This is a genomic window from Shewanella sp. 1CM18E, from assembly GCF_023161665.1.
Lineage (GTDB): Bacteria > Pseudomonadota > Gammaproteobacteria > Enterobacterales > Shewanellaceae > Shewanella.
The window spans coordinates 70,683-92,434 of sequence record NZ_JALNTW010000017.1 but is presented as its reverse complement, the minus strand read 5'-3'; the positions used below and the strand labels follow the sequence as shown (position 1 = coordinate 92,434).

20 protein-coding genes are annotated in these 21,752 nt (G+C 43.5%); 8 read left to right on the top strand and 12 right to left on the bottom strand.

Going from position 1 to position 21,752, the window contains the following annotated elements; all coding sequences use genetic code 11:
- Positions 1–186: 186 nt before the first annotated feature.
- Positions 187–732, bottom strand: coding sequence for an oligoribonuclease (gene orn / locus MSG37_RS18115; RefSeq protein WP_028766399.1), 546 nt, complete (start codon positions 730–732; stop codon positions 187–189).
- 112 nt (positions 733–844) lie between these two features.
- Here orn and rsgA point away from each other — a divergent pair, with 112 nt between their 5' ends.
- The 5 genes from rsgA (at position 845) to MSG37_RS18090 (ending at position 7,760) form a co-directional block, all read left to right on the top strand.
- Positions 845–1,909, top strand: coding sequence for a small ribosomal subunit biogenesis GTPase RsgA (gene rsgA, locus MSG37_RS18110; protein ID WP_248472073.1), 1,065 nt, complete (start codon positions 845–847; stop codon positions 1,907–1,909).
- 128 nt (positions 1,910–2,037) lie between these two features.
- Entirely contained in the window at positions 2,038–2,901 is an 864-nt protein-coding gene (gene asd / locus MSG37_RS18105) for an archaetidylserine decarboxylase (protein ID WP_248472072.1), read from the top strand.
- Positions 2,902–2,916: 15 nt separating this feature from the next.
- Entirely contained in the window at positions 2,917–3,795 is an 879-nt protein-coding gene (locus MSG37_RS18100; RefSeq protein ID WP_248472071.1) for a DMT family transporter, read from the top strand.
- Between the two features lie 68 nt (positions 3,796–3,863).
- Positions 3,864–7,049 carry a mechanosensitive ion channel domain-containing protein gene (locus MSG37_RS18095; protein ID WP_248472076.1) on the top strand — a complete coding sequence of 1,062 codons (3,186 nt, stop codon included), beginning with the start codon at positions 3,864–3,866 and terminating at the stop codon, positions 7,047–7,049.
- Between the two features lie 21 nt (positions 7,050–7,070).
- Positions 7,071–7,760 carry a glycerophosphodiester phosphodiesterase family protein gene (locus MSG37_RS18090; RefSeq protein WP_248472070.1) on the top strand — a complete coding sequence of 230 codons (690 nt, stop codon included), beginning with the start codon at positions 7,071–7,073 and terminating at the stop codon, positions 7,758–7,760.
- A 138-nt stretch (positions 7,761–7,898) separates the two neighbouring features.
- On the opposite strand, the gene MSG37_RS18085 is transcribed toward MSG37_RS18090, so the two are convergent.
- Positions 7,899–8,243 carry a DUF3392 domain-containing protein gene (locus tag MSG37_RS18085; RefSeq protein ID WP_248472069.1) on the bottom strand — a complete coding sequence of 115 codons (345 nt, stop codon included), beginning with the start codon at positions 8,241–8,243 and terminating at the stop codon, positions 7,899–7,901.
- Between the two features lie 48 nt (positions 8,244–8,291).
- Between MSG37_RS18085 and MSG37_RS18080 the strand changes: the two genes are divergently transcribed.
- Both MSG37_RS18080 and MSG37_RS18075 read left to right on the top strand, forming a co-directional pair.
- Complete coding sequence (locus MSG37_RS18080) at positions 8,292–9,218, top strand: D-2-hydroxyacid dehydrogenase (protein WP_248472068.1); 927 nt, start codon at positions 8,292–8,294, stop codon at positions 9,216–9,218.
- A 353-nt stretch (positions 9,219–9,571) separates the two neighbouring features.
- Positions 9,572–9,763 (top strand): bacterioferritin-associated ferredoxin, encoded by a 192-nt coding sequence (locus MSG37_RS18075; RefSeq protein WP_248472067.1) that lies wholly within the window; start codon positions 9,572–9,574, stop codon positions 9,761–9,763.
- Between the two features lie 107 nt (positions 9,764–9,870).
- Here the strand turns inward: MSG37_RS18075 and parC are convergent, their stop codons facing one another.
- From parC to nudF, 7 genes are read right to left on the bottom strand one after another with little or no spacing between them, the layout of a single operon-like run.
- The gene (parC, locus tag MSG37_RS18070; RefSeq protein WP_248472066.1) at positions 9,871–12,138 is read right to left on the bottom strand and encodes a DNA topoisomerase IV subunit A; all 2,268 of its coding nucleotides are present in this window, start codon (positions 12,136–12,138) and stop codon (positions 9,871–9,873) included.
- Positions 12,138–13,280: a PQQ-dependent sugar dehydrogenase gene (locus MSG37_RS18065; protein ID WP_248472065.1), complete on the bottom strand. Its 1,143-nt coding sequence runs from the start codon at positions 13,278–13,280 to the stop codon at positions 12,138–12,140. Before MSG37_RS18065 ends, parC begins: the two co-directional genes overlap by 1 nt.
- A gap of 40 nt (positions 13,281–13,320) precedes the next feature.
- On the bottom strand, positions 13,321–15,207 hold the full coding sequence (parE, locus tag MSG37_RS18060) for a DNA topoisomerase IV subunit B (protein WP_248472064.1): 1,887 nt from the start codon (positions 15,205–15,207) through the stop codon (positions 13,321–13,323).
- Between the two features lie 55 nt (positions 15,208–15,262).
- On the bottom strand, positions 15,263–15,835 hold the full coding sequence (locus tag MSG37_RS18055) for a YqiA/YcfP family alpha/beta fold hydrolase (RefSeq protein WP_248472063.1): 573 nt from the start codon (positions 15,833–15,835) through the stop codon (positions 15,263–15,265).
- 28 nt (positions 15,836–15,863) lie between these two features.
- On the bottom strand, positions 15,864–16,703 hold the full coding sequence (cpdA, locus tag MSG37_RS18050) for a 3',5'-cyclic-AMP phosphodiesterase (protein ID WP_248472062.1): 840 nt from the start codon (positions 16,701–16,703) through the stop codon (positions 15,864–15,866).
- Between the two features lie 21 nt (positions 16,704–16,724).
- A complete protein-coding gene (locus MSG37_RS18045; protein WP_248472061.1) occupies positions 16,725–17,159 on the bottom strand; it encodes a DUF1249 domain-containing protein in 435 nt (144 codons plus the stop codon).
- Between the two features lie 37 nt (positions 17,160–17,196).
- Positions 17,197–17,820 (bottom strand): ADP-ribose diphosphatase, encoded by a 624-nt coding sequence (gene nudF / locus MSG37_RS18040; protein WP_248472060.1) that lies wholly within the window; start codon positions 17,818–17,820, stop codon positions 17,197–17,199.
- Positions 17,821–18,109: 289 nt separating this feature from the next.
- Here nudF and tolC point away from each other — a divergent pair, with 289 nt between their 5' ends.
- Complete coding sequence (gene tolC, locus MSG37_RS18035) at positions 18,110–19,414, top strand: outer membrane channel protein TolC (RefSeq protein WP_248472059.1); 1,305 nt, start codon at positions 18,110–18,112, stop codon at positions 19,412–19,414.
- Positions 19,415–19,525: 111 nt separating this feature from the next.
- Here the strand turns inward: tolC and MSG37_RS18030 are convergent, their stop codons facing one another.
- The 3 genes from MSG37_RS18030 to MSG37_RS18020 are packed head-to-tail and all read right to left on the bottom strand — an operon-like array spanning position 19,526 to position 21,729.
- Entirely contained in the window at positions 19,526–20,263 is a 738-nt protein-coding gene (locus tag MSG37_RS18030) for a TIGR04219 family outer membrane beta-barrel protein (RefSeq protein WP_248472058.1), read from the bottom strand.
- Positions 20,264–20,265: 2 nt separating this feature from the next.
- Positions 20,266–21,237 carry a DUF2333 family protein gene (locus MSG37_RS18025; protein ID WP_248472057.1) on the bottom strand — a complete coding sequence of 324 codons (972 nt, stop codon included), beginning with the start codon at positions 21,235–21,237 and terminating at the stop codon, positions 20,266–20,268.
- A 12-nt stretch (positions 21,238–21,249) separates the two neighbouring features.
- Positions 21,250–21,729 carry a copper chaperone PCu(A)C gene (locus MSG37_RS18020; RefSeq protein ID WP_248472056.1) on the bottom strand — a complete coding sequence of 160 codons (480 nt, stop codon included), beginning with the start codon at positions 21,727–21,729 and terminating at the stop codon, positions 21,250–21,252.
- Positions 21,730–21,752: the final 23 nt, after the last annotated feature.

Below are 21,752 nucleotides of genomic sequence, written 5' to 3'. Positions count from 1 at the left end.
GACATATCGGGTTCGAACCGATGACCTATACCTTGGCAAGGTATCGCTCTACCAACTGAGCTAATGTCGCATTTCAACTTTTAATTACTAGTCACTAAGTTTGGCGCTTAGCGAAAAGTTGAGGCCGCATTATATGAAAAATTTCCTACTCTGCAACCCTTTCTTTTAAATAATCTGACTGATTGGTTAAATAGTAAATACTTTAGCTCGATAAAACTGCAATTCGGCGATAGATTCTTCGATATCTTGCAATGCTTGGTGAGTATTCTTTTTCTTAAAGCCTTCCATTGCTGTTGGCTCCCAACGACGAACTAGTTCTTTAATTGTACTCACATCGATATTTCGGTAATGAAAGTAATCTTCAAGCTCTGGCATGTAGCGATTTAGAAAGCGGCGATCTTGGCCAATACTATTACCACACATTGGTGAGGCACCAGCTGGAACATATTGCGATAAAAACGCAATAGTCTCTTTAATCGCTTGCTCTTCAGTAACAGTACTTGCTCTTACGCGATCAATTAAGCCTGACTCACCATGATGTTTTTGGTTCCAGTCATCCATTAATGCTAACTGTTCATCAGATTGATGAATCGCAATAACCGGGCCTTGAGCGATAATATTTAGCTCTTTATCTGTAACGATTGTGGCCATTTCTATAATCTTATCAACGGCAGGCTCTAATCCTGTCATTTCCAAATCGACCCAAATCAGATTGTTTTCATCTATAGCCATAAAGGGACCTGTTATTCCTGTTAGCCTAAATTCAGGCTTTTTTGTTTAAGACCGTGTATCATACTGCTTTTTTAAGCAACACAAAATCACCTTTATCATTGAAGACTAATACGTGAGTAAAAAGAAACCGCTAAGCCATGGTCAATTACGCAGAATGCGGACCAACCAAAAAAAGAAATTACAGAGCCACGATGCAGGCGCGACTACTGACTTACAAGACAGTACGTTAGGTCCTGAGCAGCAAGGCACCATTATTTCCCGTTTCGGTCAACATGCAGATGTTGAAACCGATGGCGGCCATCTTGCTCGCTGTAATATCCGCCGCAATATTAAAAGCCTAGTCACCGGTGATAAAGTGATTGTGCGTTTAGCACTAACTAGTGAATCTGGTGCAAGCCGCATTGAAGGCGTGGTTGAAGCCGTTCATCCAAGGCACTCACAACTTTCTCGCCCAGATTTATATGATGGCGTTAAAATCATTGCTGCCAATATTGATCAAATTTTGATTGTGACCTCAGTAAAACCTGCGTTTACAACTCAAATTATTGACCGCTACCTTGTTGCTGCTGAGGATACGGGTATTGAGCCTATTATCATCTTAAACAAAGTAGACTTAATTACTGCAGAAGAAGCCCCTGAAATTGATGCGGCATTAGCGCGTTACCAAGCAATTGGCTATCAGGTATATAGAGTCAGTAGCAAAACTGGCGAAGGTGTTGAGCAGCTTCATGCACTAATGAACGACAAGGTGAACGTATTTGTTGGCCAGTCTGGTGTAGGTAAATCTTCGATGATTAACGCCATGATGCCAGATGCAGAACTTATTACCGGTGATATTTCTGAAAACTCAGGTCTTGGGCAGCACACCACTACTACCGCAAAACTGCTGCATATCGCCACTGGTGGTGATTTAATTGACTCTCCAGGTGTACGTGAATTTGCATTATGGCACTTACCGGCTGATCGTGTGGGCTGGTGCTTTATTGAATTCAGAGACTACCTAGGTACTTGTAAGTTTAGAGACTGTAAACACTTAAACGACCCTGGATGCTCGATTACCGAAGCATTTAAAGCCGGTGAGATCACCGAAGACAGATACAATAATTACCATCGTATTATTGCCAGCTTAGATGAGCAAAGACATGCTCGTCACTTTAGAGCTGGCCCCGACGAATAGTTGTAATACTGCGGTAAAACACAATTAATCAATAAGCTACTAAACGGCCAAATTAACTAAAATCAGCCAGTAGCTTTACTATAAATAGACAACACCTCTGTGTGGGTGAAGATTAAAGGATATTCAAATTGGATAAAGTTAAAATTGCTCTGCAATATATTATGCCAAAGCACTTACTTTCTCGTCTTGTGGGCAAACTAGCAGCCGCTGAAATGGGCTCTGTAACCACTGCAGCTATCAACTGGTTTATCAAGCAATATAAAATCGATATGAGCGAAGCGGCTGAGCCAGAAGCAAGCGCATACCGCACATTTAACGACTTTTTTACCCGCGCGTTAAAGCCTGGCATGCGTCCACTATGTGATGACAAAGACTATATCGTGCACCCAGTAGATGGCGCAGTTAGTCAACTTGGTCCAATCAAAGAAGGTCGTATTTTTCAAGCTAAAGGGCATGACTATTCTTCACTTGCGCTATTAGGCGATCAAGCAGATGATGCTAAGCGTTTTGAAGGCGGTGACTTTGCAACAATTTACCTTGCACCAAAAGACTACCACCGTATTCATATGCCAATTAAAGGCACACTTTCTAAAATGACTTACGTGCCAGGCGAACTGTTTTCTGTTAACCCGTTAACTGCTGAAAACGTTCCAGGTTTATTTGCACGTAACGAACGTGTTGTGGCAATTTTCGAAACAGAAATTGGCCCAATGGCAATGGTATTAGTGGGTGCAACAATCGTTGCTAGCATCGAAACTGTATGGGCAGGCACAGTTACGCCACCAACAGGTAAAAAGGTATTCACTTGGGACTACCCAACTGAAGGTCCAAATGCACTGACTCTAGAGAAAGGCGCTGAAATGGGCCGCTTCAAGCTAGGTAGCACAGTGGTAATGCTATTTGCCAAAGATGCACTAGATGAATTTGCTGATGGAGTGGAGCCAAAAAGCGTGACTCGTATGGGTCAGCCTTTTGCCAAAATAGAAGATTAATTTCTCAAGGACTGCATGGACAGTAAAAAAACAGGGCTGTTAGAACTTCACTTCGCGGTACTACTATTTGGTGGTACCGCGTTATTCTCCAAGCTTATCCCTCTTAGCGCACTCGATATCACCCTGCTTCGCTGCGTGGTTGCTGCTACCGTGCTGGCACTTATCGTAAAGCTCAGCAAACAATCTATCCGTCTTAGTGCAACCAAAGATTACCTCATTGCCATCGGGCTAGGCGTTATAGTCAGCCTACACTGGGTTACCTACTTTGCCTCAATGCAGTTGTCATCAGTAGCAATTGGCATGATCGCGTTTTTCACTTATCCGGTAATGACGGTTTTAATCGAACCCATAGTGACCAAAACTAAGCTGAAATTAACCGATGTTATCAGCGGTATTGCGGTATTAATTGGTGTGGCTTTATTAATCCCTGAAGCAAGTCTAGGTAATGATGTCACTCTAGGTATTGCGATTGGTATTTTATCAGCCGCACTATTTACTGCTCGTAACCTACTGCATAAACGTTACTTCTCTGCATATAGTGGTCAACAAGCCATGCTTTATCAAACCTCTGTTGCTGTTGTTTTTCTTGCCCCTTGGCTGAATGTAGAACTTAGTAGCATAGAGCAAAATGTATGGTGGCTTATCATATTGTTGGGGGTGGTATTTACCGCTGCGCCACACGCATTATTCACTTCAGCTCTTAGATTATTAAGTGCAAAAACCGTCGGCTTAGTCTCTTGCTTACAGCCTTTTTACGGCGCCGTTTTAGCACTGTTTTTACTGGGTGAGGATTTAGCGCTCAACACTATTGTTGGCGGGACTTTAGTTGTTGTAACCGCCTTATTTGAAACCCAACAAAGTCACAGATCAAATAGCGTAAAAAAGACTGCTTAGAGCGATTTATTTATCTCGATAACTTGGCTACTATGAGTAAGTCTTTTTTGCTTGCTCAAACTCTTACCATGTATCGTTTTTTATTGCTTGTCCTGTGTTTATTTGTCGCCTCCGCCAGCGCTAATCCGCTGCAAATTGAAAAACGCTTAGGCCTTTCACCAACAAATACTGAATCAACGCCACAAGAGCAGTTAACCTTGTTGCAGGAAAAAACCAATGATTTAGTATTAACTGCGACCAATGCTCAAGATTTGCTACGTAACTATAACGAGCACAAGCAAAACTTATTAGCGCAAATCGAAGAAGCTAAGCAAGGTTTAACCGCCTCTCCACAGCAAGATATCAATCAACAAGCTTCACTGGCTTACCTGCGCTTATCTGAATTAAAAGAAGTTGAGATTAGTCTAAGCCAAAAAATAAATGGCTTAATTAAGTCTCATAACGCCCTGCCTGACGCATTAGTCGAAGCTCGTGCAACATTACAAAAGCATAAAAAGATCCGCATTTCTAACGAGCAAACTATTGCCGAACAGATATTACTTGCTCAAGGTGCGCTTTATCAGCAACACGTGACTACGCTGGAGGCGTTGTTAGCCAGCAGTCAAAAAGAGATTGATTTAAATCAACTACAGCTAAAATTGGTGCGCGAGCAACTTGCCCAACAAGAATTATTAATTGAGCACTTAAACCAACAAGTGGTTAAGCAAAGGCAAGCTCAAACTGAAGCCGCGATAGCTGGCAGCTTATTACCAAGCGATAAGAATTATGATCCTATCGCACAAGAGCTAAGCGACAACAACTTAATTTATGGTGAGAACCTTAAGCAGTTAAATCATAAAATTAGCCAAACCTTAGGCCAGCAAGAACAAGCTGAAGCCCAATATCAAGCCCAAGCTAAGCAGCTAACCACTATTCAGCAGCAAATAGGTTGGATCAAACTAAACTCGGCTTTTGGTGAGCGCTTTTTACAAATGCTCCAAGCCTTGCCTAAGCCTCCTAGTCAAGATCCGGTGCAAAGTGAAATAGCAAACACCCGATTAGCCCGATATCAAATCGAGCAGGCGCAAACGCTTAATAGCCAATTAGTAACAGAAATGGGGGCCAGTGACTCATTACAAGCTAAGTTGTTATCTTCTCAGGCATTGCTATTACAACAGCTTATTCAAAGCTACGATCAATACTTAAGTGAACTAGCAGATCTAAGAGTGAGCTATGAGCAGCTAAATCAGCAATACCTCACCCTGAAAAGCATTCTAAACGAACACCTTTTCTGGGTACCGAACGCTAATAGCATCGGCAGTTTATGGATCACAGACTTACATCAAAGTATTCAATGGATGCTACAACAAGCACCTTGGAGCCAGATGCAAAGCTCCTTTGATGAACAAAGTACGCTTTGGTCTTGGTGGTTGATCTTGTTTGTGGTCAGTATGCTGGCGCAAGATATTTTAACCCCAAGATTTAAATCGGCTATGCGCCGAGAGCTTCCATTTGTGGGTAACGTTACCCAAGATAAGTTTATTTATACTTTCCACGTATTAATAAACTCATTTGGCTACAGTTTGCTTAAGCCACTGCCTATTGTGTTAGCAGGGGTGATTTTCTATCAATCTAGCCACAACTTCGTGTCGGCTGTTGGTATGGGGATCTTAGCCTCAGGGATCTTGTACCAGCTTTATCGCTTTATCTTCTTGCTAGCATTAGACAGAGGCTTGCTAATAAACCACTTTAAAGCGCCACAAAGCCTAGTACGTTCAGGCCAAGTACGCTTTAAACAGTTTACCCTAATGGCAACACCATTCTTTGCGATTATGGCCTTTACCGAAATCATCGACACCTCACTGGTGCGTAACAGTCTTGGCCGTGGTGCGTTTATTATTTTCTGTTTGATGCTGTTTTGGTTCTACAAAGACATGCTCAGTTTATCCAACAAGCAAACAACAGAAGAGCACAGCAAAAATAAGAAGCTCATTCAAAAGTTATTGTGGGCAATGCTGATTATTATGCCTGTTGCCTGCGCGGTGCTAGCATTCCAAGGTTACTACTACACCGCATTCCAAATGTTCTTACAGCTACAACTCTCTTTAGTCTTTGGTTTAGGCTTTTTATTGCTGTATCACCTAATCAAACGTTGGATGCTAATAGAACGGCGTCGAATTGCCTTTGAGCGTGCTAAAGCAAAACGTGCTGAGGTATTGGCGCAACGTGAAAAAGGTGAAGTTAGTGTTGGCGATCAAACTGATACCTATGAAGAGCCTATCGTTGATCTAGAAACAATCTCAAGCCAGTCTTTAGGCTTAGTTCGCTCGCTTTTATTGCTGGCGTTTTTAGCCAGTATTGTAGGCCTTTGGACTCAGACCCATACAGCACTATTTTCATTACTTGATGGCGTGACTTTATGGTCGAGTAACACCACGGTTAATGGTATTGAGCAGCAACTGCCAATCACGCTGAAGTCTTTATTACTGTCGTTGATTATTGTCGGTTTCTCGATGATGATCGCCACCAACTTGCCCGGCCTGATTGAGCTAACGATTTTACAACGACTCGATTTAAGCCAAGGTACAGGCTTTGCTTTAACCACGGTAAGCCGCTATTTAGTTGTATTGTTTGGTGTATTAAGCGGTTTCTCAACATTGGGGATGGAATGGTCAAAGCTACAATGGCTAGTTGCCGCCTTATCGGTTGGCTTAGGTTTTGGTCTACAAGAGATCTTCGCTAACTTTATCTCAGGCTTAATCATCCTGTTTGAAAAACCTGTGCGCATTGGCGATACCGTCACCATACGCGATCTAACAGGTACAGTGAGTAAAATTCAGATCCGCGCCACCACCATTGTTGACTGGGATCGCAAAGAGATCATCGTGCCAAACAAGGCCTTTATTACCGAGCAATTGATCAACTGGTCACTGTCCGATCCAATTACTCGTGTGATCGTCTATGTTTCGGTTGCGAGGGATTCTGATCCTGCACGTGTTGAAGCCGCGCTGTATCAAGCCGTACAAGAGTGCGATGATGCCCTACTTTCACCAGAGCCAGAAGTCTGGTTTGCAGGCTTTGGTCAACACACTCAAGACTTTGAAGTCAGAGCTTACGCCAAAGATATGGGCGCTCGCTGGCCGTTAAAGCACAAATTGCATAAGCAGATCACTAAGAAGTTAAATGAAAATAACTTAGTACTGGCATACCCTCAGCTTGAAGTGCATTTGTCATCAAGCCAAAGTAAAGACGTACAAAACCTAATCAGAAGCTAACTTAAGCTAAATGGGACCATTATGAAGATTTTTGCTCACCGCGGAGCTAGCGGCTACGTTGCTGAAAATAGCTTGGCCGCTTTTGCCAAGTCGATAGAGTTAGGTGCGACTGCGGTTGAGCTCGATATTCATCTGGTAGAAGATGAGCTTTATGTGTTTCATGATAGACGGCTAGAGCCTAAAAGCACTGGCTTTGGTCTAATTGAAACGATGACTAAAGCACAGTTAAAACAGCTAAGCATTGATGGTGAGCCAATACCAACCTTAATGCAGGTATTGCAATTACTTCGTCCTCATAACACCTTAGTTAATATCGAACTAAAAGGTCTTGGCTGCCTCGATGCATTTATCGCACTTTACCCAACACTGATTAGCGAACTTGATTACACGGCAGAAAAGCTACTTATCTCGTCTTTTAATCATAGATTTTTAGCCAGTTTCAAACAGCAATACCCAAATGCTTTTATCGCCCCATTGATAGAGGGCGTACCACTCGACTTAGCGGCTATAGTGACTCAGCTCGACGCCTATTCAATCCATCTAGGACTGAGTTTCACTACCCAAGAAATGGTGGATGATGCCCACCAGCGCGGTGCCAAAGTGTATGTTTATACCGTCGATAATCTTGAGGATCAGGATATGCTAAAACGCATGGGTGTTGATGGCATATTTACCAACTACCCTGATAGAGCTATCCAGCATTTAGGTTAAGCTTTAATAGCCAGCTTTTATAACTAGCATTTGTAGCTAACATTCGGTTAGCTAGTGACTATATTTGCGCAAAGCCAGCAATATAAACTAGACTGAAATTAGCAGCTTAGGGTTTATATCAATCAATATAATCGCTATTTAAACTTGCCTATTACGTTGCGCCCAGCTACCTATCGCGAAGAAAATGGCAACGACTAATACAAACAGCCAGTGGGCTGGTATTTTTGCCATATATTGCGCCAACAATGGGCTTAAATGAATAATGATTAGGCCGTAGCCGAAAGCATTGACGATAACAAAGATTAGCGTGCGCAATAAAAATGAGCGACCAGCAAAGTAACGGCGTAAAAAACGATTTATGTCAGCGCCAAAAACAACCAAACAACAAGCTATAATGGCTGTTGCGACTTCGGTAAGCCATGGGGCGATAAATCCGCCTAAATAGTTTAACAACGCAATGAGCTTAGTAATAAAGTCAGACATTTTTCAGTAAGTTAAATCTCAGGTAAATGTAGAATAAAGGGAGTTAGTATGGGACACAAGTTACTCTTGCTCACCAGAGAGAATGAGCGCTATCGCCAACTATTAAATTCGTGTCACCTGCCAGATACCATCATATTAGATGACGATCCTCAGGGGATATTTAATGCCGATATCTGGCTAGCAGAGCCTAAGCTTGCTGCACCTTTACTGCCTCACGCCGCTAACTTGAAATGGATGCAGTCAACCTTTGCTGGCGTTGATGCGCTGGTTAAACCAAGACAACGCAAAGATTATGAACTCACCAATGTTAGGGGCATTTTTGGCCCACTGATGAGTGAGTACTTGTTTGGTTACCTGCTCGCCTATCAACGTGAGCATAAAAAATATAAAACTCAGCAAGACCAAAAAGTCTGGTTACCAGGCAGTTTTAAGACGCTTCAAGGCCAAACCTTACTGTTACTCGGCACCGGCTCTATCGCTAAACATATTGCGCAAACCGCCAAGCATTTCGGCATGCATGTGATTGGCATTAATCGCGGCGCGAAACCCACTCGCGGCTTTGATGAAGTCGATACCTTAGCTAACTTAACCCATTACCTGGCCCGCGCCGATGCCGTAGCGAGTATTTTACCGAGTACACCAGAAACCAAAGGGGCGTTAAATCCACAAACCTTATCGCTTTTAAAAGAAGAAGTTGTGTTATTCAACCTGGGACGCGGTGATGTGCTCGATTTGGACGCGTTATATTTGCAGCTTATTAAACACCCTGAGCAGCAAGCCATTTTAGATGTATTCAACCAAGAGCCGTTACCTGAAGAACACCCAATTTGGTCGTTAGATAATGTGGTAATCACTCCGCATATTGCTGCCCCTAGTTTTCCAGAACAAGTGGTGGAAATCTTTTCTGAAAACTTTCACAAATGGATTAAAGGCGAAAAACTGTCTCATAGAGTCCATTTTGAACGCGGATACTAATACCAATTCAGTATAAAGATTTGTGCGTTCAGCGAGATGAGGCAATAGCCATTATTTCAGCTAATCGCCTTAAATTAGTTTGCCAAAAAGCGCTCTTGTTAGATCAACTACTAATACGGATTGGCATAACCCCTATGCGGTTTGCTGCAACAATAGCTTTAGCTGCAAACTGATTTAACAAAAATTAAGGTGAATACTGACGCCGAGCGCAAATATCAGCAAAGCGTGATATAGGCACGCTTTTTAATAACTGCGGTAATTGAATTAGCCAATAATTATATTCAGCAGTTATTAGCATTGAGAATTATTTTCATTTATACTTCGGGCTATGTTCGATTTAGAGATGATATTTCATGTACGTTTGTCTATGTCACGCAATTACTGATACGCAAATCAAAGAAGCTGTTAGCCAAGGCGATATGTCACTTGCCGATGTTAAAAAGCGACTTGGAGTTGCTGACCAATGCGGTAAATGCGCCAAGATGGCAACACAAATCATCCAGAAGCAAGTTGATATCGAGCCCAACTTTTACGAAGTTGCTTAATACAATCAGTATTAAATGTCGGCCAGCATAAGTGGCCTCAATAATTTAGCGACTTCCAATAAAAATGCAGCCATTTGGCTGCATTTTTTATTTCGGTTTGTATTAACTTAAACCACTGGCTCACCGTCACCAAGCTCAACGCTATCTACACGTTGCAAGCCACGTGGCAACTTAGCACCACGACGGCCGCGTTCACCGCGATAATGCTCTAAATCGCTAGGCTTTAATGTTAGCTTGCGTTTGCCAGCCCATAAGGTCACTGACATATCTTCAGGGATCACATTCAAGTGCAGTAACCACTCTTCACGATTCTTAGCGCGCTCAGTCGGAATACCGATAATCTTATTACCCTTACCCTTAGACAATTGCGGCAATGCATCAAGTGAGAACAGCAACATGCGACCTTCATTAGTAATGGCTAATATCGAACTTGGTTTCGACTTATCCACCTTTCTTGGCAGCAACACCTTGGCATTAGTCGGCAAGCTCAATAGCGCTTTACCCGCTTTGTTACGCGATACCATGTCTTTATTAGCGCAGATAAAGCCGTAGCCAGCATCAGAAGCTAGTAGGTAGCACTGCTCTTCATCAGACAGTAAAACGTGCTCCATCGTTGCACCAGGGGCTAAATTAAAGCGCGTAGTGATCGGCTCGCCCTGAGAACGGGCGGACGGCAAAGTATGTGTATCTGTTGCAAAAGCTCGGCCGGAAGTGTCGATAAATACACTTGGCTGATTACTGCGGCCCTGCGCTGAACGTAAGAAACTATCGCCCGCTTTATAAGATAGATTTTGACCATCAACATCATGGCCTTTAGCGCTGCGCACCCAGCCTTTTTCAGATAGCACAACAGTCACTGATTCTGCAGGTACCAGTTCTTGCTCAGTAAGTGCTCTTGACTCTGTTCGCTCAACTAATGGTGAACGACGTGCGTCACCATAGTCTTCGCCATCTTTGAGCAATTCTTTTTTGATCAGCGTCTTCATACGGCGCTCAGAGCTTAGCAATAGCTGTAACTTATCACGCTCGGCTTCTAATTCGCTTTGCTCAGCTTTAATCTTAAACTCTTCAAGCTTGGCTAAGTGACGTAATTTTAAATCTAAGATCGCGTCAGCTTGCTTATCCGATAAATCAAAACGCCTAATCAATTCAGCTTTGGGATCGTCGTTATAACGAATGATCTCTATCACTTCATCAATATTCAAAAAGGCGATCATTAACGCATCAAGAATATGTAAGCGTGACAGCACCTTGTCTAAACGGAACTCTAAACGGCGCTTAACCGTAGTCATTCTAAACTCTAGCCACTCAGTTAGTAGCTGCAATAAGCCTTTAACTTGAGGACGGCCATTTAACCCAAGTACGTTTAGGTTAACGCGGTAGCTTTTTTCTAGATCTGTTGTAGCAAATAAGTGCGCCATCATCTGGTCACAGTCAACGCGATTAGAACGCGGAACGACAACAATCCGTACAGGGTTCTCATGATCTGACTCATCGCGTAGATCCGTTACCATAGGTAACTTCTTCGCCTGCATTTGATTAGCGATCTGCTCTAAAATCTTACCGCCACTCGCTTGATGCGGCAGCGCGGTAATCACGACTTCACCGTTCTCAACAGTATAAACAGCGCGGGTCTTAATCGAGCCACGGCCTGTTTGGTAGATCTTAGCGATATCCGCTTTAGAGGTAATAATCTCAGCTTCTGTCGGGTAATCAGGGCCAGGCACAAACTCCATTAAACGTGGAAGATCTGCCTTTGGATTATCAAGTAGCTCAACACAAGCACCAACAAGCTCTTTAGCGTTATGAGGAGGAACATCGGTTGCCATACCAACTGCAATACCGGTAATACCATTAAGCAAAATGTGCGGTAGGCGTGCAGGTAAAACCAGCGGCTCCTTCATGGTGCCGTCAAAGTTAACGCCCCAATCAACCGTACCTTGGCCAAGCTCACTTAGCAGTACTTCCGAAAATTTAGATAATCTCGCCTCGGTATAACGCATTGCCGCAAATGACTTAGGATCATCTGGCGCGCCCCAGTTACCTTGACCATCTACCAATGGGTAGCGATATGAAAACGGCTGAGCCATCAACACCATAGCTTCGTAACAGGCGCTATCACCATGGGGATGGTATTTACCCAGTACATCACCGACGGTACGTGCTGATTTCTTATGCTTAGATTGAGCAGATAAGCCAAGCTCACTCATGGCGTAGACAATACGTCTCTGAACCGGTTTGAGTCCATCGCCAATATGCGGCAATGCACGGTCCATGATGACATACATGGAATAGTTCAGATATGCCTCTTCCGTGAAGCGGCGCAGAGGCATTTGCTCTACGCCATCAAGGCTTAAATCTATCGCATCACTCATTAATCGTTATCCTGTGACTGATTCTTCGCTGAGTCTTTATAGAACAAACGGTATATATTGCCCTTTAGATCATCAGATATATACATGGCACCATCCGGTGCCGTGACCAACGAATATGGTCTAGCGACGGGAAACTCTCCGTCGAGAAAACTAACAACGGTACTTCGTTGACTAACTTGACCGTTTTCAATTGTAAGCATGACTACTTGATAGCCCACTTTACTGGAACGATTCCATGAGCCATTCTCGGCAACAAACATTTGATTATGAAAACGCTCAGGGAACTGGGTGCCACGATAAAAGTGCAGGCCTTTGGCCCCTACATGTGCCGGTAACTCATAATTAGGCGCAACAACTTTTAAGTTTTTAGGCTTTTCATATGCCGGCTCGATAATATCGGTAGCATGAATATAAGGAAATCCAAAATGACTACCGACCACATCCACTTTATTGATCTCATCCGGTGGCAAATGATCCCCCATCCAATCGCGGCCATTATCAGCAAACCAAAGTTGCTGCTCGTTAACCGACCAATCAAAAGCCAACACCTTACGTACGCCAGTGACGATTTGCTCACTCTCTCGAGTATTCACATCAACCGCAATAATGCTGCTGTATGGCGCTTCTGCCTCACACACGTTGCAAGGCGCACCAATAGCAACATATAGGCGTCCATCAGGGCCAAAGCGCATTGCTCGGCGACTCTTTTTTGCTTTGCCAGGCAAGCTGTTATAAACCTCTTTCGGCCTGCCAGGTCTTTTTAGTCGCGACTCAATTTGGTTGAAACGTAAAATGCGCTCATCTTCAGCAACATATAATGCACCTTCGTGGAATGCGATGGCTTCAGGGTAATCCAAGCCCTTAGCGATAACATAGCGCTTATCCACTCGGCCATCATTGTCAGCGTCGACTAACGCGGTAATCGTGCCTTCACGAAAAGAGCCAACAAATAAGGTACCCTTGTCTCCTACAGCAAGCTGTTTTGCATCCCCCAAGTTAGAGGCATACAAAGTTAAGCCAAAACCTTTAGAAACAGTAATCATCATTGGATCAGCTGCTAGCGCGTTCCAGCTAAAAACTAACTGAGCGCAAAACAGCGATATCCATACAGCTATTTGATTTCGATAGTTTTCAAACGTCATTATTATTCTTTTAGTCTGATTTGTAATCACAAATTGCCGACTAGAGCTGGGCGAGATCACCCTTAGTTTCTAACCAAGTTTTTCTGTCTCCAGAGCGTTTCTTGGCCAGTAACATATCCATAAGTGCCATAGTGTCATCGGCATCATCTATGGTTAATTGCACTAGTCGACGCGTATTTGGATCCATCGTCGTTTCACGTAGTTGTAGCGGATTCATTTCGCCCAATCCTTTGAATCGTGTTACTTGGACTTTTCCTTTCCGTTTTTCTGCGGCAATTCTATCTAGAATGCCGTCTTTCTCTGCCTCATCGAGGGCATAGAATACTTCTTTACCGATATCGATCCGGAACAGTGGTGGCATGGCAACATAGATATGGCCTTGCTCAACCAGCACTCGGTAGTGCTTCATAAACAACGCACAAAGCAAGGTAGCAATGTGCAAACCGTCCGAGTCAGCATCGGCTAAAATACATATTTTGCCGTAGCGTAATTCTGAAATATCACTGCTATCAGGATCACAGCCTATCGCCACCGAGATATCGTGTACTTCTTGCGATGCAAGTACTTGTGAAGCATCAACTTCCCAAGTATTCAAAATCTTACCACGCAGCGGCATAATCGCTTGGAATTCACGATCGCGTGCCTGCTTGGCACTACCACCCGCAGAGTCACCTTCCACTAGGAATAACTCGCCGCGCATTGGGTCTTGGCCGCTGCAATCGGTTAGCTTACCCGGTAATGCCGGGCCTGATGTAATACGTTTACGCGCTACTTTTTTCGCCGCTTTTAAACGTTTTTGCGCATTATTGATGCACATGTCGGCTAATGCTTCAGCTTGCTCAGTGTTAGTATTGAGCCACAAACTGAACGCGTCACGCACGATACCTGAAACAAATGCAGCGCACTGCCTGCTGGAAAGTTTCTCTTTGGTTTGGCCAGCAAACTGCGGGTCTTGCATCTTAATCGATAAGATAAAAGTGCTTCGGTCCCAAATATCTTCTGGGGTTAGCTTTATTCCGCGCGGCATAAGATTGCGGAATTCACAAAACTCACGCATAGACTCAAGCAGACCTTGTCTGAAGCCATTAACATGAGTACCACCAAGTGGTGTAGGAATAAGGTTTACATAACTTTCGTTAAGGTAGTCGCCACCTTCTGGTAGCCAAGTAATCGCCCAGTCTGCAGCCTCTAAGTTGCCGGCAAAGCTGCCAACAAATGGCACTTCTGGCAGCGTTGGCACACCGTTTACAGATGATTTAAGGTAATCTTCTAGGCCGCTTTCATAAAACCACTCTTGGGTTTCGTTAGTTTGCTTATTAACAAACTTAATGCGCAGCCCCGGACAAAGCACCGCTTTGGCCTTAAGCAAATACACCAGCTTAGAAATAGAGAAGTTGCCAGAGTCGAAATAACTCGCGTCAGGCCAGAAATGTACGCTGGTACCGGTATTACGGCGACCACAGGTGCCAGTAACACGCAAATCCTCAACTTTTTCGCCATGCTCAAAAGCCATTTCATAAACTTCAGCATTACGGCGAACAGTAATTTCAACACGGCTTGAAAGCGCGTTTACAACCGAGATCCCCACACCGTGAAGACCGCCAGAGAACTGGTAGTTTTTATTAGAAAACTTACCACCGGCATGCAGCTTAGTCAGAATAAGTTCAACACCAGGGATCCCCTCTTCAGGGTGAATATCCACCGGCATACCACGACCGTCATCTATCACTTCCAGTGAATTATCGGCGTGTAAAATCACGTCAATTCGACTGGCGTGACCAGCTAATGCCTCATCGACACTATTGTCTATGACCTCCTGCCCTAAGTGGTTTGGACGGGTGGTGTCGGTATACATACCGGGGCGACGTTTTACCGGGTCAAGTCCATTCAGGACTTCAATAGCATCTGAGGTGTATTGGTTTGTCATGGCACACATATTATGTTGTTATTCAGGCCATGTTGCGGCCCTACGGGTCTATTTGTCAAGAAAACAGATATTCACAGATAGAAGCTAATTGGTGTTCATAGCCTATAAAACTATGGTCGCCATCAGGTTCTATTAATAGCTTACAACAGTGATATTTCTGCACGGCTTGTTTGTAGTCGAGCACTTCATCGCCTGTTTGTAAAAGTACATAAAAGCGATCGGGATTTAATATTGCGGGCGTATTGTAGCGCGCGACGTCCAGCTTATGTTCAGCAACGACTTGGTAGGTTTCATCCGTATAGGGATTGTACTGAGTGCCAATGAATTCATCAAACAGTTCGAACGGTTTTACCGCAGGATTAATTAAAACTGCGCGTCCGCCATAGGTTTCTGCTAAATAACTGGCGAAATAGCCGCCTAATGATGAACCAATATAGGTCAGCGGCTCCCCTGCTGCTTTGGCTTTTTCAACAATAGCGATAAGTAACTCCATGGCCTTTAAAGGTTCACAGGGTAACTGCGGCTGCTGAAAATGGAGTTCTGGGTGATGCTGCGCTATATATTGCGCGGTGATCACACCTTTATCTGACAAGGGGGAACTATTAAATCCATGTATATATAGCAGCATATTTCCTCACACTGCGGCTGTATTTTAGCTAGTAACCGCCTGCATCTTTATCGGGAGAGAATGTTTCACCCGGCACCCGGTAAACATTAGTCAGAATGCTACCATCGGATTTAAGCTCCAGCAAACGGTATCCCGGTTGCAGTGCATCTAAGGCAAAATAAGGTGACTTAGGTTTAAACTGAATACAAGTCGAGGGCGTAGCCATTAGTTTAATCAAACCATGCGGACCTTGATGGTTTGTATCAATATTTTGATGAATGTGCCCCCACAACAAGCCTTTCACTTGTGGATATTGAGCCACTTGCGCAATAAAGTCTTCGCCATTATCCATACAGTGCTGATCTAGCCATGCACAACCGGCCAAAATGGGATTGTGATGCATAACCAATAGCGTATGACGTTCTGGCTCTGCAGCAATCGCAGTTTCAATTAATTCAAGCTCAGCGTCTGACATGTGTCCGCCAGGGCGACCACGCACCGTCGAGTCGAGCATAATGATCTGCCAATTTCCCGCTAAAATGCGTTTTTGGCCAAACATGTTAGCCCCCTGCATATGTAAATTCATAATACGCGGGTCGTCATGATTACCAGGAAGATAATGGCAAGGCATTCCTAACGGCTTAACGGCATCGACAAAGTTATGGTATGAGGCAATTGAATAGTCTTGGCTAATATCGCCTGTTGCCAGCATAAAGTGGGCAGGATAGTTCACCGCGGAGATAGTATTGAGCACAGCCGCAAGACTTTGAGCTGTATTGACACCAAGCAACTGCGCTTCAGGATCAGCAAACAGATGTGGATCTGTGACTTGCACAATTCGCACACTTTTCGCTTCAGAAATTGAATAAGAGATAGCTGCTTTTAGCAAATTAATTACCCAATAATCAGATCAACTAACAAATTTAGTTAAGTTATCAATCTTTAATAACTCTTCTAGAAAAGCATTGACTTGGTACTTTTCATCCCGGTGATGCATATGCATATTTGGATAATCATACACTGGTCGCAATTGGTAAATCTGTTGACTAGTTAACACTTCTGCTAATTTAGCATCGTGATAAATGCGCACAGAAACCTTAGGAGTTGACACTAACTGATGGTTCCCCACACAGCGTGAAATCTGCACAAGCTGCGTATATTTAGTATTCTCTAATAAACAAACATCAAGTTGGCCAAATTCGCCTTTTACCCGCCACTGCTTGCCCTCACTAGGCTCAAGCGTTAACCAACGCTGAATATGCATATAGTTGCGTCCGCAAAGTGCCAAAAACTGACTCACGTTAGGCTGATATTTGTTTCTACTGTTTAACACGACATTCGACAAAACTTAAATTCCAACACTTTAGCTATGACTAACTCTATTACTTAACCGGCTGCGCGACTTGTTTGACGATATTTTGATAATTAAGTTGCAACCAAAGTACACCGATCACTGTTGATGCGTTATCAATCTTACCATCAACCACCATTTGATAGGCAGCCTCACGGCTTAATACATGTACGCGAATGTCTTCATCTTCAGCATCAAGACCGTGAAGCCCATTCGCATCAGCAGCATCAATCTCAGCCCAATAGAAATCAAAACGCTCACTGGTTCCGCCTGGACTTGAAAAATATTCATTCACTTTTGTCACGCTTTTAGCGCTAAGCCCTGTTTCTTCTTGCAACTCGCGGTGAGCCACATCAATTGATGTTTGGCCTTTATCGATCATGCCTGCAACTAGCTCAAACATCCATGGTGTCACTGCAGTCTCAAGCACAGGAATGCGAATTTGCTCAATTAGCACCACTTGGTCTGTGACAGGGTCATAGGGCAACACCACCACGGCATGGCCGCGCTCGAAAACTTCTCTGGTAACAACGTCACTCCAACCGCCCGCAAATAGCCGATGTTTGAAGCGATATTCTTCCATTTTAAAAAAACCTTTATACAAGTTTTTCTTGCTCAAAAGCTCGACGTCATCACGATTAAAAGTGCTGTTCATTTCATGTCCTAAACATACTTGTTTATAAAGGTATTTATGCCACAATAAAGTCAAATAGAAATATTAATACTATGATGAAAGCTGTACTAATCATATGCATTAAAAACTGTTACACTTCTGAGTTGACTTAGAATTTGTAGGTTTTTACTATTTAACCCACTAAGTTTAGATGTATTGGGAAGCGTCGGGAAGCGCAAACCGTCTTACTTTTTGTTATATGTAAGGCATAGCTAAACATAACAAGTTAAATTCGCTCCTCAATGGAGAATTTTGTCTAAAAGGACAGCAAATGAAATTCAAGATCCGTTCTCTATGTGCCGCACTGACCCTTGCTGCGACAGCGCAAGTTGCTCATGCTGATGACCTTCTTCAAATATATCAACAAGCATTAACGAGTGATCCTGTTGCGCTTCAAGCTAAAGCCCAGCGTGACGCGTTATACGAACAGATTGAAGAAAACCGTGCACCGCTACTACCAACCATCAGTGCAAATGTTGGTTATGACAAAGCATGGAATGATCCAAGCGAAGATTCAAGCGGTATTGTTGGTGGCGTTACCTTAAATCAAGTTATCTACGATCACAGTGCGTGGGTTGGCTTAAGCCTAGCGGAGAAAGCAGCATCTCAAGCAGATTCTGCTTATGCATCTGCGCTGCAAAACCTGATTATTCGCGTAACTAACGCATACTTTGATGTACTAACAGCCAAAGATAACTATGAGTTTCAAGGCTCAGAAAAGCGTGCGATTGAACGCCAGTTAGAACAAACTAAGCAACGTTTTGCAGTAGGCTTAACCGCGATTACTGACGTACATGAAGCACAAGCTCAGTATGACTTAGCCAATGCGACTGAGATTTTAGCTGAAAATACTCTCGCTAATAGCTACGAAGCACTACGTGAAATCACAGGTATTGATCATAAGAGCATCAACATCCTTGATACTAACCGATTCTCTGCAACAGCGGTTGCACCAGCATCTTCTACAGACTGGATCAAAATGGCTGAAACCAATAGCGTTGATCTAATGACAACTCGTATTGGTAAAGATATCGCTGAAGAAACCATTACACTATACAAAGCCGGTCATATGCCATCACTTAGCCTAAATGCAGGTTACAATAAAGGCATTGAGCAAGAGCCCGGTAACGACTACGATAATGGTACAATTGGCGTTACACTAAGCATTCCAATCTTCGAAGGCTTCAAGGTATCGTCGCAAGTTAACCAAGCGCAATACCAATACGTTGAAGCAAGCGAGAAGCTAGAACAGACTCACCGTAAAGTGGTTAAAGATGTACGTAATAACTTTAACAACGTCGGTGCTTCAATCAGCTCAATCCGTGCTTACGAGCAATCAGTGATCTCTTCAGAGAGTGCACTAAAAGCAACTCAAGCAGGTTTTGAAGTAGGTACTCGTACTATTGTTGACGTATTAAACCGTACTCGTGATCTTTACGATTCAAAGCGTAAGCTATCTGATGCACGTTATGGCTACATCAATTCAATTCTAGCGCTTAAGCAAGCTGCTGGTACATTGAATGAAGATGACATTGCATCAATTAACAACGGCCTTGTTGCTCCAACAGCTAACTAAGCCGACTTGTTAAGCCCGCTTTTAAAGCAATAAAAAACCGCCAATTGGCGGTTTTTTTATATCTGATAACCGCGATAAATTTACCGCAGCTATCAATCATGCTCTATTGAATTAGAATACTAGTTCTAAACCAGCAAAGTAGCCTTTAAACTGCATATCAGCCGTCACGCCATCAAAGCCGTTTACATCAAATTTGAAGTCACGGTAGCCAGCGCGGATGCGGTAATCTAGTGCAGTACCATCAAAGTTCCAACCTAGACCTAGTGAGTAGTCATATACGCTAGACTCATCAACACCCATCATGATGTCAGTAAAACCGTATAGACCTAAGCCTGGAATACCAACTTGCGCATCGATATAACCCATTACGATACCGCTATCGATATTCTTAGTTTCTGGGTGACCTGCGTCTGACACACGGAAGTGACCGTCCATCTTTTTGTAAGCAGCACCTAAATCTAGAGATACGATATCGTTATCTAAAATCTCGTAATAAAGCACGAAATCAGTATTGCTCAAGTCAGCATTAGCGTTCACATCACCTTGGAAGTTATGCTCGTTAAAAATGAAATCAGCATCACTCATCTTGCCATCGGCATCTAGACTGTTTTGTCTGATCTTAACATTTGGCACTAATGGAATTGGGTGCTCAACCGCAACCCAAATGCTACCTTGAGAAGATGAGTCATAGTTAAACTCTTGCTGAGCCTTACCTCTTTCAGCAAAAGTACCACTAGTATCAGCTTTCCAATAATCACCACCGACTTTAAAGCCGACGACAGTAGCAGCTTGAGCTGAAGTGCCCACCAAAGAACCTAATAGTGCACACGCCAATAACGTCTTTTTCATAGTTAACCTTGAGTCAATAAGTTAGTTAAATCGATAACCGCAGCATTTGCGCGGGAGATGTAGTTTGCCATCACCAAAGAGTGATTAGCGACAACCCCAAACCCAGAACCATTAAGGATCATTGGGCTCCATACAGGTTGTTGTGTTTCTTCTAGCTCACGAATAATCTGACGCAGACTAACTTGAGCATTTTTCTTTTGTAATACGTCAGCAAAATCAACTTCAATTGCTTTCATGAAGTTAAGCAGTGCCCATGTCGCGCCGCGCGTTTCATAAAAAACATCATCAATTTCCCACCAGCTGGTTTTGATCTCTTGCATACCAAAACCTGGCGTTGACTGCCTAGCAGAGCTATCACCTGATAAGTCTGTATTTAGACGTTCTTGACCAACACTTGCCGATAGGCGCTGTGACATGCTGCCTAAACGCTTTTGCACCTCTTTAAGCCACTCGTTAAGGTTGTCGGCACGCGCATAAAACTGTGCATCTGCATTTTCAGTTGCCATCATGCGAGCGCGGTAAAGCTTGAGTAACTTAATTGCATCGCGATACTCACTTTCAGCGCTTGGCACCAACCAGCTTGTATGCTCAATATTAAGTTTTGAGTGCGCAGCTAATAAATCTTTATCCGCCGTTGATTGCGATTGTGAGCGACTAAATTCTTTACGCATAATTAACGCCAAGTCACGGGCTTGCTCAATAGCACCAAACTCGAATGCAGGCATATTATCCATAAAGATTGACGGTGGTGTGACATCGTTAGAAAGCCATCCCCCCGACTTATCTAACAGCGCTTCAACAGTCAAAATAAGTGAAGTAGTAGTAGCATAACCAACCACTTGCTGGCTGTTCTCTTGGCTATAAACGGTTTGTTCAATAGGATCAGGCTCAACGCTCCACCAAATGCTAATCAAATAACCAATAAAGAACACGACTGCTATCGCGGCCAAGACCTTTTTCCATGTCACTTGCATCGTATTTACTCCTTAATGGTGATGATGGTGATGTTCTGTATCACTTGTGCTGGCTTGCTTTTTCACCGGCAGATTAATCTTTTGCTCTGTGCCATCCGCAAACTTCAATTTCATAGCAACACTAGAGTCCACCTCTAAAGGCGACAGTAATCCCATCAACATAATATGATTTCCAGATTCAGACAGAATTAAGCTTGCATGAGAGTCTATATCAAAGCCTGGCACTTGGCGCATTTTAATCATGCCATTTTCTTCAATCAACGTATGGAGTTGGGCTTCTTTGGCAAAAGGTGCTTCAACGGCGACTAAGCGAGTGGCTGCGCCATGATTTTCTAAAGTGAGATAGGCTGCGGTATTTGGTACGGTGGCCGGCATAGCACGTACGTAGCCATCAACAAGTACCACCTGCGCCATGGTTGTGAATGAAAGGCAACTTAACAGGCCGATGTTAAACAGTTGTTTGAATATTCGTTTCAATGTCATAAACTCCATGTAAACCCAATTCGCAGAATGAG

Bases quoted from the DNA above. Each gene is read 5' to 3' on its own strand.
- tolC (WP_248472059.1), top strand. From the start codon at position 18,110: ATGAAATTCAAGATCCGTTCTCTATGTGCCGCACTGACCCTTGCTGCG.
- MSG37_RS18085 (WP_248472069.1), bottom strand. From the start codon at position 8,243: ATGTCTGACTTTATTACTAAGCTCATTGCGTTGTTAAACTATTTAGGC.
- MSG37_RS18100 (WP_248472071.1), top strand. From the start codon at position 2,917: ATGGACAGTAAAAAAACAGGGCTGTTAGAACTTCACTTCGCGGTACTA.
- MSG37_RS18030 (WP_248472058.1), bottom strand. From the start codon at position 20,263: ATGAAAAAGACGTTATTGGCGTGTGCACTATTAGGTTCTTTGGTGGGC.
- MSG37_RS18055 (WP_248472063.1), bottom strand. From the start codon at position 15,835: ATGCTGCTATATATACATGGATTTAATAGTTCCCCCTTGTCAGATAAA.
- parC (WP_248472066.1), bottom strand. From the start codon at position 12,138: ATGAGTGATGCGATAGATTTAAGCCTTGATGGCGTAGAGCAAATGCCT.
- orn (WP_028766399.1), bottom strand. From the start codon at position 732: ATGGCTATAGATGAAAACAATCTGATTTGGGTCGATTTGGAAATGACA.
- MSG37_RS18090 (WP_248472070.1), top strand. From the start codon at position 7,071: ATGAAGATTTTTGCTCACCGCGGAGCTAGCGGCTACGTTGCTGAAAAT.
- MSG37_RS18065 (WP_248472065.1), bottom strand. From the start codon at position 13,280: ATGACGTTTGAAAACTATCGAAATCAAATAGCTGTATGGATATCGCTG.
- MSG37_RS18095 (WP_248472076.1), top strand. From the start codon at position 3,864: ATGTATCGTTTTTTATTGCTTGTCCTGTGTTTATTTGTCGCCTCCGCC.
- MSG37_RS18075 (WP_248472067.1), top strand. From the start codon at position 9,572: ATGTACGTTTGTCTATGTCACGCAATTACTGATACGCAAATCAAAGAA.
- MSG37_RS18080 (WP_248472068.1), top strand. From the start codon at position 8,292: ATGGGACACAAGTTACTCTTGCTCACCAGAGAGAATGAGCGCTATCGC.
- nudF (WP_248472060.1), bottom strand. From the start codon at position 17,820: ATGAACAGCACTTTTAATCGTGATGACGTCGAGCTTTTGAGCAAGAAA.
- MSG37_RS18020 (WP_248472056.1), bottom strand. From the start codon at position 21,729: ATGGAGTTTATGACATTGAAACGAATATTCAAACAACTGTTTAACATC.
- parE (WP_248472064.1), bottom strand. From the start codon at position 15,207: ATGACAAACCAATACACCTCAGATGCTATTGAAGTCCTGAATGGACTT.
- MSG37_RS18025 (WP_248472057.1), bottom strand. From the start codon at position 21,237: ATGCAAGTGACATGGAAAAAGGTCTTGGCCGCGATAGCAGTCGTGTTC.